The following is a 16,925-nucleotide window of genomic DNA, read 5'->3' on the forward strand; positions in this document are numbered from 1 at the left end:
AAACAGCATGGAACATCCCCAGACCCAGATGCGGCGCGAGATCGACGAGATTCCGACGGCGGTGGAGCGCCTGCTGTCGAAGGGACGGCTGGCGATCCAGGATGCGGCCCGCGCCGCCGCCGCCCGCGACCCGGCCTTTGCCATCACCATCGCGCGCGGCACGTCGGACCACGCCTGCACCTATCTGAAATACGCCAGCGAACTGATGCTGGGCCTGCCCGTCGCCTCGGTCGGCCCTTCGGTCGCCTCGATATATGGCGCGCACCTGCGGCTGCAGCAGAGCCTGTGCATCGCCGTCTCGCAATCCGGCATGAGCCCGGACATCGTCGAGCTCGCCCGCATGGCCCGCTTCGACGGGGCGCTGTCTGTCGCGATCACCAACAACCGGCATTCCCCACTGGCCGAGAGCAGCTCGCACACGCTGGACATCTGCGCGGGCCCGGAGCGGTCGGTCGCCGCGACCAAGACCTTTGTGACCTCGGTCGTCACCGCGCTCCTGCTACTGGCCGAGTGGAAGCAGGACGCGGAACTCATCGCCGCGCTGCACCGCCTGCCGGACCTGCTCAACGGTGCGACCAAGCTCGACTGGCCGGAGGTGCGCGAGAACCTCACCGGCGACCGCTCGCTCTTCACGCTCGGCCGCGGCCCGGCCTGGGCGATCTCCAACGAGGCGGCGCTGAAGTTCAAGGAAACTTGCCAGCTGCACGCCGAGAGCTACTCCTCTGCCGAGGTGTTGCACGGGCCGGTCTCGATTGTCGGCGAGGGCTTCCCGGTGATCTGCTTCGCCGCCGAGGACCGGGCCGAACGGGCCGTGGCCGAGATCGCCGACCAGATCGCGCAGAAGGGGGCGAAGGTCTTCATCACCTCACCGAAGGTCAGCCATGCCACCGCCATCGACCATGTCCGCACCGACCATCCCCTGACCGATCCGATCAGCCTGATCGTCTCGTTCTACGCCATGGTCGAGCGGTTCGCCGTCGAGCGCGGCATCGACCCCGATACGCCCCGTCACCTGCAGAAAGTGACCGAAACGCTATGACCTCCGGCCCCACCGCCTTCGTCGGGGCGGAGATCTTCGACGGCGTCTCGATGCACGCCGGCTGCGCGTTGCTGGTCGAAAGAGAGCGCGTTTCGGCAATTGTCGCCGAGGGCGAGATCCCGGAGGGCGTACCCCGCCACAAACTGGACGGCGGCACGCTGGCGCCGGGCTTCGTCGATCTTCAGGTCAACGGCGGCGGCGGGGTGATGTTCAACGACGCGCAGAGCGTCGAGACCCTGCGCTGCATGGCCGAGGCCCACGCCCGGCTCGGCACCGCCACGATCCTGCCGACGCTGATCACCGACACCGCCGAGCGGACCCGCGCCGCGATCGAGGCCGCGGTCGAGGCCATCGCCGAGGGCGTTCCCGGCATCGCCGGCCTGCACCTCGAAGGGCCGCACCTGTCGCTGGCCCGTAAGGGCGCGCATGACCCGTCGCTGATCCGGCCCATGGAGGATGCCGATCTCGCGCTGCTCTGCGATGCCGCCGGACGGCTTCCCGCGCTGATGACGACCGTCGCGCCGGAATCGGTGCGCAACGACCAGATCTCCGCGCTGGCCGCCGCCGGTGCCATCGTGTCGCTCGGCCACACCGACAGCAGCTACGAAACCTGCCGCGCATCGGTTCGGGCCGGGGCGCGCTGCGTGACCCACCTCTACAACGCCCAGAGCCAGATGGGGCACCGCGAGCCCGGCGTGGTCGGCGCCGCGCTGACGGAGGGCGCGCTCTCGGCCGGGCTGATCGCCGATTTCGTGCATGTGCACCCGGCCGCGATCCGGGTCGCGCTTGCCGCCAAGCAGGGCCCGGGACGGATCTTTCTCGTCACCGACGCGATGGCGCCGGCGGGTACCGACCTCGACGGCTTCATCCTGAACGGGCGGCGGATCGAGCGGCAGGACGGCCGGCTGACCCTCGCCGACGGCACGCTCGCCGGGGCCGACCTCGACCTCGCAACCGCGATCCGCAACCTCACCGGCACCCTCGGCCTGACACGGGCGGAGGCGCTGGCGATGGCGACCTCGGTGCCGGCAGCCGTTGCCGGGCTCTCCGCGCGGCACGGGCACCTTGCCGCCGGGCGGGTCGCGGACATGGTGCATCTCGACCGCGCGTGCCACCTGGCCGGTGTCTGGATGGGCGGCGCAGCGATCTGAACCCGCAGGCGCCATGCGCTGGCCCGGCGCGACGCCCTGTCACGCCGCCCCTATCTTGAGAAAAACACTCGGGATGATAGACCCGGTCGCGACGGGACGACCTTTGCCCGCGGCCCCGCCCGGGCGCCCATGAGACAAGATCGCCTCCGCCCTGGGATAAAAGGGATGCGACGCGATGAGATACGCGATCTTCGACAAAATCGGCCTGAGGCGCGGCAAGCCCCGCGGGACCGGCTGCGGCAAGGGACGCCGCCGCTGCTGTGCAGGTGCGACGGGGGAATGCCGCTGCGGGCTCGACGCGATGGAACCGGGCGAGCGCTGCACGATCCGCCGGCTCTGTGGATGCGGACCGGTGCGCCAGCGGCTGCTCGACCTCGGCTTCCAACCCGGACGGGAGGTCCGGATGGTGCGCAATGCACCGCTGCTCGACCCGATCGAGCTGCAACTGGACGACAGCTTCATCGTGCTCCGCCGGCGCGAGGCGGCTCAGATCCAGGTGCGCCATGACTGAGCCGCGGACCCCGTCCCTCGTCGCCCTCGCCGGTCAGCAGAACGCCGGCAAGTCGACGCTCTTCAACCTGCTGACCGGCCTGCAACAGCATATCGCCAACTACCCCGGCGTGACGGTCGACAAGAAATACGGCGGCTACACCGCGCGAGGCCGGCGCTTCGATGTCGTCGACCTGCCCGGCGCCTACAGCCTCTCGCCCTTTTCGCTCGAAGAGCGGGTGGCCCGGAGCTTCCTGCTGACCGAGGCGCCCGACGTGGTGGTCAACGTGCTCGACGCCACCAACCTGCGCCGCGCGCTGCCGCTCACCTTTCAGCTGCTCGAGATGGGCGCGCCGGTCGTCGTCGCACTCAACATGATGGACGCGGCGGACCGGCGGGGACTCGAGATCGACCTCGACGCGCTGGAACGCCGGCTCTGCGTTCCCGTCGTGCCCGTCGTCGGACGGCGGGGAGTGGGAGAGGCAGAGCTGCGCAGCGCCATCGCCGAAACCGCCGCGGCCGGACGGGTCGTGCCCGCCACGCTGAACTACGGCCCGCTGGAGAAGGAGGTCGCCCGCATCCAGGCCACGCTCTCCGCCGAACCGGCGCTCTACGGCATCTCCGCCCGCTGGCTTGCCGTCAAACTGCTGGAAGGCGACAGCGAGGCCGAAGCGCTGCTCGCCGACCGGATGGAGAATCCGCACGGGCTGCTCGACGAGCTCTACCGCGCCCGCAGCGCCTTCGAGACGCAGCACGGCTTGAGCGCAGGGGATCATATCTGCGCCTGCCGCGACAGCCATGCCGCCGAGATCGCCGCCGCCTGCGTCACCGACACCCGCGCCGGCGAGGTGCCCGTCTCCGAGCGGATCGACCGGGTTCTGCTCAACCGGTTTCTCGCCCCGGTTTTCCTGGTCGCGACGATCTGGGCGATCTACCAGCTTTCCATCGTCCAGGGATACCAGCTGACCGAGGTCACATGGCCAATCCTCGCAACCTTTCGCAGCTTCGTGGGCGGGCTGCTGCCGGATCCGGGCTTCCTCACCGATCCGCAACTCCGCGCCATGGGCCTCTGGACCGTCGATTCGATGAACACGCTGCTGAGCTACGTGCCGATCTTCCTCATCCTCTTCGCCCTGATCGCGATCCTGGAGGATTCCGGCTACATGGCCCGCATCGCCTTTATCCTAGACCGTATCCTGCACCGCTTCGGCCTGCACGGGCAGTCCACCCTGCCCTTCATCCTCGCGGGCGTCTTTGCCGGCGGCTGCGCCGTGCCGGGCGTGATGGCAACCAAGGGCATCCCCGATGCGCGCGCCCGGCTCGCCACGATCCTGACCGTGCCCTTCATGAACTGCATGGCCAAGATCCCGCTCTACGCCCTGATCATCAACATCTGGTTCCCGCAGGCCAAGGGTCTGATGCTGTTCTACCTGTCGACCTTCACCGTGATCGCGGCGCTGCTGGTGGCCAAGCTGCTCACCACCTCGCTCCTGCGGAAGGAGGAGACCGCGCCCTTCGTGATGGAACTGCCAAGCTATCACCTGCCGACGATATCCGGCGTGATGCACCGCGCCTTCAGCCGCACCTGGCTCTACATCCGCAAGGTGGCCACCGTGGTCCTGGCCGTGGCGACGGTGATCTACGCGCTGCTGCAATTCCCCGGCGTGCCGGCCGAACGCCAGCTGGACTACCAGTCGCAGGCAGAGGCTGCGATCGCCCGCTTCTATGCCGAGATGGCCACCAACCCGCTCCGCACCGAGGTGCAGGAACCGGCCCGCCTCGTGCGACTGGTCACGCTCCAGACCGACTTCGCCGCCGAGATAAAGTCCGCGGAGACCCAGGCCGCCCGCGCCGCCCTCGCCGATGCGCTGCGCCGGGATCACCCGGACGCCGCCCTCTTCCTGCTGCCTGACGCCACGCCCGACGCCCGGGCGGCCAATGCCGCACTGCAGACGCTGTCCGAAACGCGCGCGGAACTGCGCCGGGAGTTGCGCCGCGACCGGCTGGAAAGCAGCTTCCTCGGCTACGTCGGGCGCGGGCTCGAGCCGGTGACCCGCTTTGCGGATTTCGACTGGAAGATCAACGTCGCCCTGCTGACCTCCTTCGCCGCGCGGGAGAATTCGGTCGCCACCTTCGGCGTGCTTTACGACCAGGACGACGGCCAGAATCTCTCGCTAGAGGAGCGGATGGGCGCCACGCAACTGGCCGAAGGGCGCAGCGCCGTCTCGTCCGTGGCGTTGCTGCTGTTCTTCGCGCTCTATCCGCCCTGCCTCGCCACGGTGATCGCGGTACGGATGCAGACCGGCTCGCTCAATTGGATGCTGTTCTCCATCGCCTTTCCGACGCTGCTGGGCCTGGCCACCGCATCGGCGGTGTTCACCCTGGCCAGCGCGCTCGGCCTGACCGGGCTGCAGGCCATGGCGGCGGTGCATGCGCTGGCGCTCGGGGTCCTGATCCTCGTGGCGCTGCCCAAGCCCTGGCTCGCGCGGCTCGGCGCACAGCCGACAGTGGAGGCCGCGGAATGAACGGGGACATGGCCCAACCGATGGTGGATCTTGGTCGCGAGGCCGGGATCGCACCGGTGGAATACGCCTTGGTCGCGCTTCTGGCCGGGCTGGCGCTGGCCTACCTGCTGCGCGGGCTCCTGCGCCGCAAGGCGCGCAGCGGATCGGGCGGCGGCTGCCCGGGATGCGCGGGTTGCCCCGCCTCCGGCGGCTGCCCGAGCGCAAGCCGGAAGCCCTTCGAGATCAACGATAGCCCAGACGCCAAGGCCGAACCGCGAAGACGCGCCGCCTAGCCCGGCATCGCGAGACCGAGGATCTCGCGCGCCTGCGCCCAGGTCGCCACCGGGCGCGCGTGTTTCTCGCAGATCTCCACCGTCCGGCGAACCAGCGCGGCATTCGACGGCGCAAGCGTCTCCCGGTCGAGGCGCACGTTGTCCTCCAGCCCCGTGCGCGTATGCCCACCCGCGGCCACGGCCCATTCGTTCAACGTGATCTGGTGCCGGCCGATCCCGGCGGCGCACCACTCGGCCTCCGGCGCCAGCCGCTCCATCGTCCGGACGTAGTAGTCGAAGACATCGCGATCCACCGGCATCGCGTTCTTCACTCCCATGACGAACTGGACGTAGAGTCGGCCCGGAATCCGCCCGTCGCGGTTCATCGCCACCGCCTGGTGGATGTGCGACAGGTCGAAGGCCTCGATCTCGGGCTTCACGCCATAGGTCCGCATCTCAGAGGCCAGCCAATCCACCAGATCGGGGGGATTCTCGTAGACCCGCGTCGGGAAGTTGTTCGATCCGACGGAAAGCGATGCCATGTCGGGCCTCAGCGGAAGCATCCCGCCGCGCGCCGACCCCGCCCCCGAACGTCCCCCGGTGGAGAACTGGATGATCATGCCCGGGCAATGCGCCTCGAGCCCCTCCTTGAGCCGCGCGAACTTCTCGGGGTCCGAGCTCGGCGTGCCGTCATCGTTGCGCACATGGCAATGCGCGATCGCCGCCCCCGCCTCGAAGGATTCCTGCACGCTCTCCACCTGTTCCGACACGGTGATCGGCACCGCCGGGTTGTCCTTCTTGGTGGCGACCGATCCGGTGATTGCAACGCAGATTATGCAGGGCTTGGTCATGGGGCTCTTCCCGGTTGCTCCGCCTTTGCCCGGCCCTCTCGCAAGGGCGGGTCAGCGGAAATGATCTGCCGAGGACGAACTCGCCCCCTGTCGGCATTGTGGTCCGGTGTCGCCGGGCGGGCAAGAATGCTCGCCTGCCTCACATCGTCTCCCCGCCGGCCCCGCTCTTCCTGGCCGAAATACCCCGGGGCCAGGGGGGCGGCGCCCCGGTCGCCGACGGTGCGCGACACCGGTTGCCTTTGGCCGCGCCGCCCCCTACCGAGAGGCAACGCTCGTCCGATCCCGAAAGGCCAACGACATGACAGACAGCAGCGTCACCCCCGTCGCCGGCGATCTCGCCTTTACCCGCGAGGACCTGCGCGGCACCGTACCCGAGGCCGCCTATGCCGGCGCGCTGTCCTTCATGCGCCGCCGCTTCACGCGCGACCTCGCTGCGGCGGATGTCGCCGTGCTCGGCATCCCCTACGACCTCGCGCTCTCCGGGCGTTCAGGGACGCGGTTCGGCCCCCGCGGCGTGCGCGCCGCCTCCAGCCACATCGCCTGGTCCGGCCCCTGGCCCTGGGAAAGCGATCCGTTCGAGACCCTCGCCATCGTCGATTACGGCGATTGCGAGTTCGATCCGGGCCGTCCGATGGAGGTGCCGGAGCGGATCACCGAAACCGCCCGCAAGATCCTCGCCACCGATACCGCGCTGATGTCGATCGGCGGCGACCACTTCGTCACCTGGCCGCTGCTCAAGGCCCACGCGGAGAAACACGGGCCGCTGCGGCTGATCCAGTTCGACGCCCACAGCGACACCTGGGCCGACGAACCCGACCGGATCGATCACGGCACCATGCTGTGGCACGCGACCCGCGAGGGCCTCGTGGTGCCGGAGCATTCGGTGCAGGTGGGCATCCGCACCCACAACCCCGACCCGCTCGGCTTCAACATCATCTCTGCCCGCGACGTGCACCGCGACGGCCCCGAGGCCACCGCCCGCCGCATCCGCGAGATCGTGGGCGACGCGCCCTGCTACGTCACTTTCGACATCGACGCGCTCGATCCCTCCGCGGCGCCGGGCACCGGCACGCCGGTGATCGGCGGGCTTACCACGCACCAGGCCAAGGAGATGCTGTTCGGCCTCGCCGGGATCAACATCGTCGGCATGGACCTCGTCGAGGTTTCGCCGCCCTTCGACCATTCCGAGATCACAAGCATCGCCGCGGCGACGCTGCTGAGCGACATGCTCGCGCTCTACGCCGCCCGACCGGGCGCGACGGGCTGATCCACCGGCGCACCGCGCCGCAGATAGCTATGGTGACCAGGGCGCATCCGGCTTCGACGCCGGGTGCGCCTTTGCATTTCGCCCCCCGTGTCCACCGGCCCCTTCCGCTCCCGAAAATCGCCAAACCCTCGCACTTCCCTTAGGGAACGATGGATTTGCCACAAAACTGTTGCGTTGCTGTGCGATCAGCCACATGATTTCAACGCGGTTCGCGGGGAGACGGGCTGACAATGACCACTGGATCTGCAGAAAGGCGCGGCGAGGCCGTGCCGCTTCGACTCAAGAAGTCGGAGCGGCGGCGGCAGATTCTGCTCGAGCTGAAACTGCAGCCCCACGTCCGCAACGGTGATCTTGCAGAGCGTTTCGGCGTCTCGTCCGAGACCATCCGGCGCGACTTCGACGCGCTCAGCGGCGAAGGGCTGATCCAGCGGGCGACCGGCGGTGCCTACGCGCCCGCCCATGGCCACCACCCCAGCCTCGACGAACGCAGCGCCGCCCATGTCGCGGAACGCGACCGGATCGGCCGTCGCGCCGCCGCGCTGGTCGCCGATGGCGAAACGCTCATGGTGGATTCCGGCTCCACCACCATCGCCTTTGCCCGCGCGCTGGCCATTCTCGGGACGCGCTGTACGGTGCTGACAAATTCGATCCCCGTGGCCATGACGCTGGCCACCGGCGAGGGCATCGCGATCCGGCTCTGCCCGGGCGACTACCTGCCGGCCGAGTCGGCGCTGGTCGGGACCGACACGCTCGACTTCATCGACCGCTTCAACGTCGACCGCTGCTTCATCGGCGCCTCCGCGATCTCGGCCGAGGGCCCGTCGGAGGCCGTGCAGGGCTTTGCCGCGGTCAAACGCCGGATGCTGAAACGCGCGGCGTGCGGGCACCTCCTGATCGGCAGCGCCAAGTTCGGCCGCAAGGGGCTGGCCCGTGTGGCAGGCTTCGCCGATCTCGACAGCATCGTGGTCGATCGCGCGCCGGAAGGCGAGCTCGCCGCGGCGCTTGCCGTCAGCGGTACCGACATCCTGGTGGCGCAATGACCGGACAGAACGCATACCGAGAACGCATTGCCTGTCGCGCAGACGCCGGGAGGCTCGCATGATCCGGCTGACCTCTGCCGAGGCTTTCGAGGCCTACGAGCGCGCGCGTGGTCGCCTGCCCGCTCCGCGCCAGAGTTCCGCGGCGCCCGTCGAAGCCGCAACGCTGGCCGAGATCGCCGACCGGTTCGACGTCTTCCTGCTCGACGCCTACGGGGTGCTCAACATCGGCAACAACGCCATTCCCGGGACGGCGGAACGGATCGAGGCACTGCGGCAGGGCGGCAAGCGCGTGCTCGTTGTGTCCAACGCCGCGAGCCTGACGCGGCAAGACCTCGGCGAGAAATACCACCGTCTCGGCTACGACTTCGATCTGGCCGACATCGTGTCCAGCCGGGCCGCCCTCGCGGTCGCGCTGGAGGCGCAGGCGCCTCGGTGCTGGGGCGTGATGGCCCCCCCGGAAGCCCGGCTCGACGATCTGTGCAACGCACGGATGATATCGCTGGAGGACGATCCCGCCGCCTACGCCGAGGCGGACGGGTTCCTGCTGGTTGGCAGCGACACGTGGACGGAAACGCGGCAGGCGCTGCTCGAAGACAGCCTGCGCGCCGCGCCGCGCCCGGTGCTGGTCGCCAACCCCGACATCATCGCACCGCGCGACGAGGGCTTCTCTGCCGAGCCCGGCTATTTCGCGCATCGCATCGCAGACAGGCTCGGCATCGAGCCCGCGTTCTACGGCAAGCCCTTCGCCAACATCTACGACCTCGCCCTCGCCCGGATCGGGCGGGAGGTGCCGCCGTCGCGGGTGCTGATGGTGGGCGACAGCCTCCACACCGACATCCTAGGAGCCCAGACCGCGGGCGTCGCCTCCGCCCTGGTGGCGGAGTTCGGCTTCTTCGAGGGGCTCGACATCCCGAACGCGATCGCCCGCACCGCGATCGTTCCGGATTTCATCATCCGGAGGCCATGAGGGGAAGCAGTGAGAGATAACGCACGGACCATTGAAACCAGCAAAGAACGACCCTGCCCGAGACCGTGCCCGGCGCAGGAAAGACGAAATCACTTTGGGAGAAACGCACCAATGAAATACGCACTGTCCTCGCTGGCGCTGGCCGCCAGCCTCGGCTCCGCCCAGATGGCCGCCGCGCAAACCGAAATCGAGTTCTGGCACGCCTTTACAGGCCGCCTCGGCGACCTCGTCGCCGAACAGGTCGAGACCTTCAACGGCAGCCAGAGCGACTATGTCGTCAAGGCGACCCACAAGGGCAACTACTCCGAGACGCTGAACGCCGGCATCGCCGCCTTCCGCGCCGGCGAGCAGCCGGAAATCCTGATGGTCTTCGAGGTCGGCACCGCGACCATGATGGCCGCCAAGGGCGCCATCAAGCCGGTCTACACGGTGATGGAGGAAGCCGGCGCCGAGTTCGACCAGTCCAAGTACATCGGCTCGGTCAAGGGCTACTACACCGCGCCCGACGGCAACATGCTGTCGCTGCCGTTCAACTCCTCGACCCCGGTTCTCTGGATCAACCGCGACATGCTTTCCGAGGCCGGCATCGACCCCGACACCGATCTCTCGACCTGGGAAAAGGTCGGCGCGGTGCTCGACCAGCTCAAGGAAGCCGGCGTGCAATGCCCGATGACCACCGCCTGGCAGAGCTGGATCCACCTCGAGAACCTCTCGGCCTACCACGACGTGCCCTTCGCGACGCAGGACAACGGCTTCGCCGGCACCGACACCGAACTGGCCTTCAACGGCGAAGCCCAGGTGGCGCACATCTCGGCCATGGGCGAGTGGGCGAAGGACGGCAAGTTCATCTACGCCGGCCGTCGCAACGAGGGCGGCGCCAACTTCCGCGCCGGTGAATGCGCGCTGTTCACCGAATCCTCGGCCGGCTACGCGGGCATCAAGTCCGAGGCCCAGTTCGACTTCGAAGTGCGTCCGCTGCCCTATTGGGAGGCGGTGACCGCGGAGCCGCAGAACACCATCATCGGTGGCGCCTCGCTCTGGGTCATGGAGGGCCACGAGGCCGAGGATTACCAGGGCGTCGCGGCGTTCCTGAACTTCCTCAGCTCGCCCGAGATCCAGGCCAAGTGGCACCAGGACACCGGCTATCTGCCGATCACCGCCGAGGCCGGCGACCTGACCCGCGAGCAGGGCTTCTACGACGAGAACCCGGGCACGGACATCGCCGTGATCCAGATGACGGCCAAGGAGCCCACCGCGAACTCCAAGGGCCTGCGCCTGGGGTCGTTCGACCAGATCCGCACGATCATCGACGAGGAGCTGGAAGCCGTCTGGTCGGGTGACAAGGACGCCCAGGCCGCGCTCGACAGCGCCGTGGAGCGGGGCAACGCCCTGCTGCGCCGCTTCGAACAAGCCTCGCAGTAAACGGAAAGGCGGCGCTCCCGGGCAACGGGAGCGCCGCGCATCTCAGATGGAAAAACGCGTCACCTTCAAGGGCATCTGGCTGCCGATCCTGCTGGTCTTCCCGCAGATCCTGATCACGGCCGTGTTCTTCTTCTACCCGGCCGGGCAGGCGATCTGGCAGTCGCTGTTCATCCCCGATCCCTTCGGGCTGTCGATGCAGTTCGTGGGTCTGGGGAACTTCGAGTTCCTGCTGAGCGATCCCTATTACCGCGCCTCCTTCGCCACCACGGCGGTGTTCTCCTCGCTGGTCACCATCGTCTCGATGGCCGTCGCGCTCTACCTCGCGGTGCTCGCAGAGCGGCTGATCAAGGGCTCCGGGACCTATCGCACGCTGCTGATCTGGCCCTATGCGGTCGCCCCCGCGGTGGCCGGCGTGCTGTGGCTCTTCATGTTCAACACCCGCGTCGGCGTGGTGACCTGGTATCTCGGCCTTTTGGGCTACGACTGGAACCACGTGCTGAACGAGGGCGAGGCCATGGGCCTTGTCGTCGTCGCCTCGGCCTGGGGACGGATCAGCTACAACTTCCTGTTCTTCCTCGCCGGACTGCAGGCGATCCCGAAATCGGTGATCGAGGCAGCGGCGATCGACGGCGCGCGGTTCTGGACGCGGTTCCGCACCATCGTCTTCCCGCTGCTGTCGCCCACGACCTTCTTCCTGCTGGTGGTCAACATCATCTACGCCTTCTTCGAGACCTTCGGCGTCATCCACACGATCACCAGCGGCGGGCCGCAGCAGGCGACGACGATCCTCGTCTACAAGGTCTATGCCGACGGTTTCGTGGGCCAGGACCTCGGTTCCTCGGCGGCGCAATCCGTGATCCTGCTGGTCGTCGTGTCGATCCTGACCGTGGTCCAGTTCAAGTTCATCGAACGCAGGGTGCACTACTGATGGCACAGCACAACGGCATGGTCGAAAAGCGCGGCGCCGGGCTCTGGCTCACCCATCTGGGCCTGATCATCGGCGTCGCCTTCATCTTCTTCCCGATCTGGCTCGCCTTCGTCGCATCGACGGTCGAGCAGCAGGACATCGTGCGCCCGCCGATGCCCCTGCTGCCGGGCGACCAGTTCTTCGAGAACTACTCCCGCGCGCTGACCTCGGGCGTCAACGCGCCGGTGGCGCGGATGCTGGTGAACTCGGGCGTGATGGCGCTCGGGATCGCACTCGGCAAGATCGTGATCTCGCTGCTCTCGGCCTTCGCGATCGTCTACTTCCGCTTCCCGCTCCGGAAGGTCTTCTTCTGGCTGATCTTCCTGACGCTGATGCTGCCCGTGGAGGTGCGCATCGTGCCGACCTACGAGGTGGCGGCCAATTTCGGGATGCTCAACAGCTACTCCGGCCTGATCTTCCCGCTGATCGCCTCGGCCACGGCGACCTTCCTGTTCCGGCAGTTCTTCATGACCGTTCCGGACGAGCTGGCCGAGGCCGCCCGAGTCGATGGCGCTCGGCCCATGCGGTTCTTCCTCGACATCCTGCTGCCGATGAGCCGCACCAACATCGCCGCGCTCTTCGTGATCCTCTTCATCTACGGCTGGAACCAGTATCTCTGGCCGCTGCTGATCACGACAGATCCGGAGATGAATACCATCGTGATGGGCATCAAGCAGATGTTCCCCTCCGGCGACGACATCGCCGACTGGCCGGTGATCATGGCGACATCGATCCTGGCCATGGTGCCACCGATCATCGTGGTGATCGGAATGCAGCGGCTGTTCATCCGCGGCCTTGTGGAAAGTGAGAAATAGATGGCGACAGTTTCGCTCGAAAACCTGAAGAAGAGCTTCGGCAAGACGGACGTCATCCATGGCGTCGACATCGAGATCGAGGATGGCGAGTTCATCGTCATCGTCGGCCCCTCCGGCTGCGGCAAGTCCACCCTGCTGCGCATGGTGGCGGGGCTGGAGACGGTGACCAGCGGCGAGGTCCGGATCGGCGGCACGCGGGTCAACGAGGTCGAGCCGATGGACCGGGACATCGCGATGGTGTTCCAGAACTACGCGCTCTACCCGCACATGTCGGTCTTCGACAACATGGCCTACGGGCTCAAGATCGCGAAGGTGCCGCGGGCGGAGATCGAGGCGCGCGTTCAGACGGCCGCGCGGATGTTGCAGCTCGAGGAATACCTCAAGCGCCGCCCGCGCGAGTTGTCGGGCGGCCAGCGCCAGCGCGTCGCCATGGGGCGCGCGATCGTGCGCAAGCCGGCGGTGTTCCTGTTCGACGAACCGCTCAGCAACCTCGACGCCAAGCTCCGGGTGCAGATGCGGCTGGAGATCAAGGCGCTGCAGCGCGAACTGGGGGTCACCTCGCTCTATGTCACCCATGACCAGGTGGAGGCGATGACCTTGGCCGACCGCATGATCGTGATGCACGACGGGGTCGCCGACCAGGTCGGCGCGCCACTGGAGGTCTACGCCAACCCGCAGACCGCTTTCGTCGCCGGCTTCATCGGTTCGCCGCCGACGAATTTCCTCGATGCCGGACGCGTCGGCGGCGGGCCGGCGGGCGCGCAGGTGGGCATCCGCCCGGAGCATGTCCGGCTAGGGGCGACCGGCAAGCTCGCGGCCACGGTCGCCTATGCCGAGGCGCTTGGCGCCGAAACGCTGGTCCATCTGCGCACCGAGGACGGCGCGGCGATCACCGTTCGCCAGGACGCAGGGGAGCCGATCCCCGCGGAGGGCGCTTCGCTCCACCTCGACTGGAGCCCGGAGCACCAGATGGTCTTCGGCGCGGACGGCCGGCGCGCCGGCTGAGCCTTGCGCCCTGCGCCGACGCGGCGCGGGGCGACCGTCACCAAGGACCCGAGCGGGCCGCGCAGGTCACTCGGACTTGGTGATCTGCTTGCGCAGCCAGCGGGCGCGGGCCATCTGGTCGTGAACGATCTTGAGCTTGGCTTCGAGACGTTCCCGTTTCGACGGCTTGGTCGCCTTCTCAAGGTCCTTGCGAAGCGCCTCCTGCTTGGCTTCGAGCTTGAGGATGACCTTCTCGACATGACGGACCTTGATCCGGTCAGCCTTGTCGCTCTTCAGCCTGGCGTAATAGTCGTCCAGCCGGGCAATCGTCTTTTCCAGGGCCATCGTGCCATCCTCCGGATGTGCCGTTGCAGCCTTCGGCGGATCGCCCCGCTCAGGCCGACAACTCCTGAATCTCGTCTTCCTCGAGGGCGAGGATCCGTTCAACCTCGGCAACCGCGCCCTCAGTCTCGATATAATACACCCGGGCCGCTTCGATCAGGTCCGTCATTGCCGCATAGGCATAATCGGAATCGTTGAGGAAGGAGGTCGCCGTGGCGGCGCCGATCCTGCGGTCACGGATCAATTCCTCGACCAGCCGCGTCGAGTTCTTGCGGTCGCGCTCCACCTGGATCCGTTCGTCGTCCAGCCAGAGGCTCGACCGCATCTCCGGGTCGCTCCGCTCGAGATCGTCGATCTCGACGAGGATGCGGGCGATCTCGGTGCGCAGACCGTTGTAGAGATCCGTCGCCGTCCCCTTCGGGTGGGTGGTGTAGGCGCTGGCGTTGCGGCGCATGTGCTTGACCGCCTTGACCGCGCGGACCGTGCGCTGCGCGGCGTCCCAGAGCAGGTGAACCTGCTCCATCGTGTCCTTTGGCAGGCTCTGCGTCCCGGCCCGCGTGGCGAATTCCACGATTGCGGCATAGAGCGACTTGACCCGGGTCTCGTAGAGCTCGTCGAACTCCAGCTCCATCGGTTCGGTGCTGGCGGCCACGGTCGCGGCGATGTCGTCGCTGGCGTAGATCTCCTCGCGGTGCAGGTTCAGGCCGTGGGCGATGAGGGCGATGGCGTTGTCCTGCAGGTGCCGGACCTCGTTGCGCATGGCTGCTACGATCGTCGCGGGGAAGCCGTCCACCGCCTCGCTGAGATACCTGGGCTTGCTGACATCCGGCTCCGGCTCGGGGATCGTCCGCTCCAGCAGGGCGATCAGCCGACCGATCAGCGGCACCATGATCGCGACGCCGAGAACGTTGAAGATCGTGTGGAAGACAGCGAGCTTGAGCGCGTAATCCTCCGCATCGATCCCGACGAGATCGCTGATCTCGTCGACCGCCCAGACGATCTGGTTGATCAGGACGAGCGCCACCCCGGCGGTCACCAGGTTGAACAGCAGGTGCGCCAGCGCCAGCCGCTTGCCCTGGAAATTCGCGGTGAGCGACCCGATGATGGCGGTGACCGTGGTGCCGATATTTGCCCCGATCGCCAGCGCGATGGCGTTCTCGTAGGAGACCTGCCCCGCCGCCAGCGCGGTGATCGTCAGCACCATCGTCGCGTGGCTCGACTGCATGACCACCGTCGCCGCCGCCCCGATGAGCGTATAGACCACCAGCCCGAGCACGCCCGTCATCGCGAACCGGGTGAGGTCGAACTGTTCCTTGAAGGAGTCGAACCCCTCCTTCATGTGGTGGATGCCGAGGAAGAGAAAACCGAGCCCGGCGAGTATATAGCCCGCGCCGCGGAGGTATTTCGATTTCTGGAACACCAAGATGATGCTGACCCCGAGCATCGGCAGCGCGTAGGCCGAGATATTCACCTTGAGCCCGAGCCCGGCGACCAGCCAGGCGCCGGTGGTGGTACCGATGTTGGCGCCAAAGATGATGCCGACCCCCGCCGCCAGCGTGATGAGCCCCGCGCTGAGAAAGGAGATGGTGATCACCGAGACCAGCGAGCTCGACTGCATGAGCGTGGTCGAGACGATCCCGAAACCGAGCGACTTGCCGAGCGAATCCGTGGTCGCCGCCAGCATGCGCTCGAGGAAGCCGCCGGAGAACATCTTGAACCCGTCTTCGAGCATGAACATCCCGAACAGGAAGATGGCGACGCCCGCGGCGATCTCCTGAAAATCCGCGCTGGCCCAGAAAGCCAGAAGCAGCGTGCCGATGGCGAGCGGCAGCAGAACGGTCTTCACGGGCGATCCGCCAAGGTGGTCATCTCCGGTCTGCGCTCCGTTTCGGGAAGCGGTGACGGTCTGTTCAAGATTTTGAGTTTCCTCTCCATTTCTTTCGCACCCGACCGGCCAGAGCCGGTCTTCGCGGCCCCCGCCCGCCGGCGCGTCCCACGAACCTACGCCAACGGGGCGATCGCGGGCAAGCGCCTCCGCCGCGCGCGCTCACCGCATGGCGCGGAGCCAGCCCAGAGTCGCACCGGTATCGCCGCCGGTCCGGTATTCGGCCCCGAGTGGCGCCGACCACCCGAGCGCCGCGATCCGCTCGAAGACGAAGGGATAGAACAATTCGCCATGGTCCGGCGCGCCGCGGTCGGGCACCGAGGCGAACTGGATATGCCCGACCAGCGGCAGAAGATCGGCCAGCCGGCCGGTCACGTCGCCCTCCGTCCGCTGCACGTGGTAACAGTCGAACATAAGCATCAGGTTACCCGCGCCGACCTCCTCGATGATGGCGCGCGCCTGATCCGTGGTGGTCAGGAAGTAGCCCGGCGCGTCGTGCCGGTTGAGCGGTTCGATCAGCAGCGTGATCCCGTGGGCGGCGGCCTTTCCGCAGGCCTCTGTGAGGTTCGCCACGTAGGTCTCCCGCGCCTGCGGACCTTCGGCCACCCCGGCCATCGCGTGGATGCGCCGGGTGCCGATGGCATGGGCATAGGCAATCGCCTCGTCGATCGCCGCCTGCGCCTCCGTTTCGCGACCCGGCAGGGCAAGGAGCCCGTTATCGCCCGCCGCCACGTCGCCGCGCCGGGTGTTCAGCGAGAGCATCTCCAGCCCCGTCTCGCGCAGGGCCGAAACGATCTCCTCCGGCGGGGTGTCGAAGGGCCAATGGCATTCCACGGCGTCGAAACCCGCCGCATGAGCGGTGCGGATGGCATCGGGCAGCGGCCGGTCCGCCCAGAGGAACCCGAGATTGGCAGAGAATGTCGTCATGCG

At 67.6% G+C, this 16,925-nt stretch carries 16 protein-coding genes; 12 read left to right on the plus strand and 4 right to left on the minus strand.

The window, feature by feature from the left end:
* Positions 1-7: 7 nt before the first annotated feature.
* The 5 genes from CHB86_RS12445 to CHB86_RS12465 all read left to right on the plus strand — a co-directional run bounded on the left by CHB86_RS12445 (position 8) and on the right by CHB86_RS12465 (position 5,476).
* On the plus strand, positions 8-1,039 hold the full coding sequence (locus tag CHB86_RS12445; RefSeq protein ID WP_089233377.1) for an SIS domain-containing protein: 1,032 nt from the start codon (positions 8-10) through the stop codon (positions 1,037-1,039).
* A complete protein-coding gene (gene nagA, locus CHB86_RS12450) occupies positions 1,036-2,190 on the plus strand; it encodes an N-acetylglucosamine-6-phosphate deacetylase (protein ID WP_089233378.1) in 1,155 nt (384 codons plus the stop codon). Before CHB86_RS12445 ends, nagA begins: the two co-directional genes overlap by 4 nt.
* A gap of 175 nt (positions 2,191-2,365) precedes the next feature.
* On the plus strand, positions 2,366-2,701 hold the full coding sequence (locus CHB86_RS24895) for a FeoA family protein (RefSeq protein WP_217898301.1): 336 nt from the start codon (positions 2,366-2,368) through the stop codon (positions 2,699-2,701).
* A complete protein-coding gene (gene feoB / locus CHB86_RS12460) occupies positions 2,694-5,204 on the plus strand; it encodes a ferrous iron transport protein B (protein WP_089233379.1) in 2,511 nt (836 codons plus the stop codon). The genes CHB86_RS24895 and feoB overlap by 8 nt, the downstream gene beginning before the upstream one ends.
* The gene (locus CHB86_RS12465) at positions 5,201-5,476 is read left to right on the plus strand and encodes a hypothetical protein (RefSeq protein ID WP_089233380.1); all 276 of its coding nucleotides are present in this window, start codon (positions 5,201-5,203) and stop codon (positions 5,474-5,476) included. Before feoB ends, CHB86_RS12465 begins: the two co-directional genes overlap by 4 nt.
* On the opposite strand, the gene CHB86_RS12470 is transcribed toward CHB86_RS12465, so the two are convergent.
* Positions 5,473-6,306, minus strand: a complete 834-nt coding sequence (locus CHB86_RS12470) for a 3-oxoadipate:acetyl-CoA acetyltransferase (RefSeq protein WP_089233381.1) — start codon at positions 6,304-6,306, stop codon at positions 5,473-5,475. The two genes, CHB86_RS12465 and CHB86_RS12470, sit on opposite strands and share 4 nt — an antisense overlap.
* A 298-nt stretch (positions 6,307-6,604) precedes the next feature.
* On the opposite strand from CHB86_RS12470, the gene speB reads away from it, so the two are divergent.
* The 7 genes from speB (at position 6,605) to CHB86_RS12505 (ending at position 13,789) form a co-directional block, all read left to right on the plus strand.
* Positions 6,605-7,573, plus strand: a complete 969-nt coding sequence (gene speB, locus CHB86_RS12475; protein ID WP_089233382.1) for an agmatinase — start codon at positions 6,605-6,607, stop codon at positions 7,571-7,573.
* A gap of 230 nt (positions 7,574-7,803) precedes the next feature.
* Positions 7,804-8,613, plus strand: a complete 810-nt coding sequence (locus tag CHB86_RS12480; RefSeq protein ID WP_089233383.1) for a DeoR/GlpR family DNA-binding transcription regulator — start codon at positions 7,804-7,806, stop codon at positions 8,611-8,613.
* Between the two features lie 58 nt (positions 8,614-8,671).
* Positions 8,672-9,580, plus strand: coding sequence for an HAD-IIA family hydrolase (locus CHB86_RS12485; RefSeq protein WP_089233384.1), 909 nt, complete (start codon positions 8,672-8,674; stop codon positions 9,578-9,580).
* Positions 9,581-9,691: 111 nt separating this feature from the next.
* Positions 9,692-11,002, plus strand: a complete 1,311-nt coding sequence (ugpB, locus tag CHB86_RS12490) for a sn-glycerol-3-phosphate ABC transporter substrate-binding protein UgpB (protein WP_089233385.1) — start codon at positions 9,692-9,694, stop codon at positions 11,000-11,002.
* A gap of 46 nt (positions 11,003-11,048) precedes the next feature.
* The gene (gene ugpA, locus CHB86_RS12495; RefSeq protein ID WP_089233386.1) at positions 11,049-11,930 is read left to right on the plus strand and encodes a sn-glycerol-3-phosphate ABC transporter permease UgpA; all 882 of its coding nucleotides are present in this window, start codon (positions 11,049-11,051) and stop codon (positions 11,928-11,930) included.
* Between the two features lie 17 nt (positions 11,931-11,947).
* Positions 11,948-12,784, plus strand: a complete 837-nt coding sequence (gene ugpE, locus CHB86_RS12500) for a sn-glycerol-3-phosphate ABC transporter permease UgpE (protein ID WP_089233585.1) — start codon at positions 11,948-11,950, stop codon at positions 12,782-12,784.
* The gene (locus CHB86_RS12505; RefSeq protein WP_089233387.1) at positions 12,785-13,789 is read left to right on the plus strand and encodes an ABC transporter ATP-binding protein; all 1,005 of its coding nucleotides are present in this window, start codon (positions 12,785-12,787) and stop codon (positions 13,787-13,789) included. It begins immediately after the preceding gene.
* 66 nt (positions 13,790-13,855) lie between these two features.
* Here CHB86_RS12505 and CHB86_RS12510 read toward each other — a convergent pair whose 3' ends face one another.
* The 3 genes from CHB86_RS12510 to CHB86_RS12520 all read right to left on the minus strand — a co-directional run bounded on the left by CHB86_RS12510 (position 13,856) and on the right by CHB86_RS12520 (position 16,922).
* A complete protein-coding gene (locus CHB86_RS12510) occupies positions 13,856-14,113 on the minus strand; it encodes a hypothetical protein (protein WP_089233388.1) in 258 nt (85 codons plus the stop codon).
* A gap of 49 nt (positions 14,114-14,162) precedes the next feature.
* Complete coding sequence (locus CHB86_RS12515) at positions 14,163-15,956, minus strand: Na/Pi cotransporter family protein (RefSeq protein WP_089233389.1); 1,794 nt, start codon at positions 15,954-15,956, stop codon at positions 14,163-14,165.
* A 201-nt stretch (positions 15,957-16,157) separates the two neighbouring features.
* The gene (locus CHB86_RS12520) at positions 16,158-16,922 is read right to left on the minus strand and encodes a hydroxypyruvate isomerase family protein (RefSeq protein ID WP_089233390.1); all 765 of its coding nucleotides are present in this window, start codon (positions 16,920-16,922) and stop codon (positions 16,158-16,160) included.
* Positions 16,923-16,925 lie beyond the last annotated feature (3 nt).

The organism is Tropicimonas sediminicola (assembly GCF_900188335.1).
Classification (GTDB): domain Bacteria; phylum Pseudomonadota; class Alphaproteobacteria; order Rhodobacterales; family Rhodobacteraceae; genus Tropicimonas; species Tropicimonas sediminicola.

Bases quoted from the DNA above. Each gene is read 5' to 3' on its own strand.
- CHB86_RS12445 (WP_089233377.1), top strand. From the start codon at position 8: ATGGAACATCCCCAGACCCAGATGCGGCGCGAGATCGACGAGATTCCG.
- nagA (WP_089233378.1), top strand. From the start codon at position 1,036: ATGACCTCCGGCCCCACCGCCTTCGTCGGGGCGGAGATCTTCGACGGC.
- CHB86_RS24895 (WP_217898301.1), top strand. From the start codon at position 2,366: ATGAGATACGCGATCTTCGACAAAATCGGCCTGAGGCGCGGCAAGCCC.
- feoB (WP_089233379.1), top strand. From the start codon at position 2,694: ATGACTGAGCCGCGGACCCCGTCCCTCGTCGCCCTCGCCGGTCAGCAG.
- CHB86_RS12465 (WP_089233380.1), top strand. From the start codon at position 5,201: ATGAACGGGGACATGGCCCAACCGATGGTGGATCTTGGTCGCGAGGCC.
- CHB86_RS12470 (WP_089233381.1), bottom strand. From the start codon at position 6,306: ATGACCAAGCCCTGCATAATCTGCGTTGCAATCACCGGATCGGTCGCC.
- speB (WP_089233382.1), top strand. From the start codon at position 6,605: ATGACAGACAGCAGCGTCACCCCCGTCGCCGGCGATCTCGCCTTTACC.
- CHB86_RS12480 (WP_089233383.1), top strand. From the start codon at position 7,804: ATGACCACTGGATCTGCAGAAAGGCGCGGCGAGGCCGTGCCGCTTCGA.
- CHB86_RS12485 (WP_089233384.1), top strand. From the start codon at position 8,672: ATGATCCGGCTGACCTCTGCCGAGGCTTTCGAGGCCTACGAGCGCGCG.
- ugpB (WP_089233385.1), top strand. From the start codon at position 9,692: ATGAAATACGCACTGTCCTCGCTGGCGCTGGCCGCCAGCCTCGGCTCC.
- ugpA (WP_089233386.1), top strand. From the start codon at position 11,049: ATGGAAAAACGCGTCACCTTCAAGGGCATCTGGCTGCCGATCCTGCTG.
- ugpE (WP_089233585.1), top strand. From the start codon at position 11,948: ATGGTCGAAAAGCGCGGCGCCGGGCTCTGGCTCACCCATCTGGGCCTG.
- CHB86_RS12505 (WP_089233387.1), top strand. From the start codon at position 12,785: ATGGCGACAGTTTCGCTCGAAAACCTGAAGAAGAGCTTCGGCAAGACG.
- CHB86_RS12510 (WP_089233388.1), bottom strand. From the start codon at position 14,113: ATGGCCCTGGAAAAGACGATTGCCCGGCTGGACGACTATTACGCCAGG.
- CHB86_RS12520 (WP_089233390.1), bottom strand. From the start codon at position 16,922: ATGACGACATTCTCTGCCAATCTCGGGTTCCTCTGGGCGGACCGGCCG.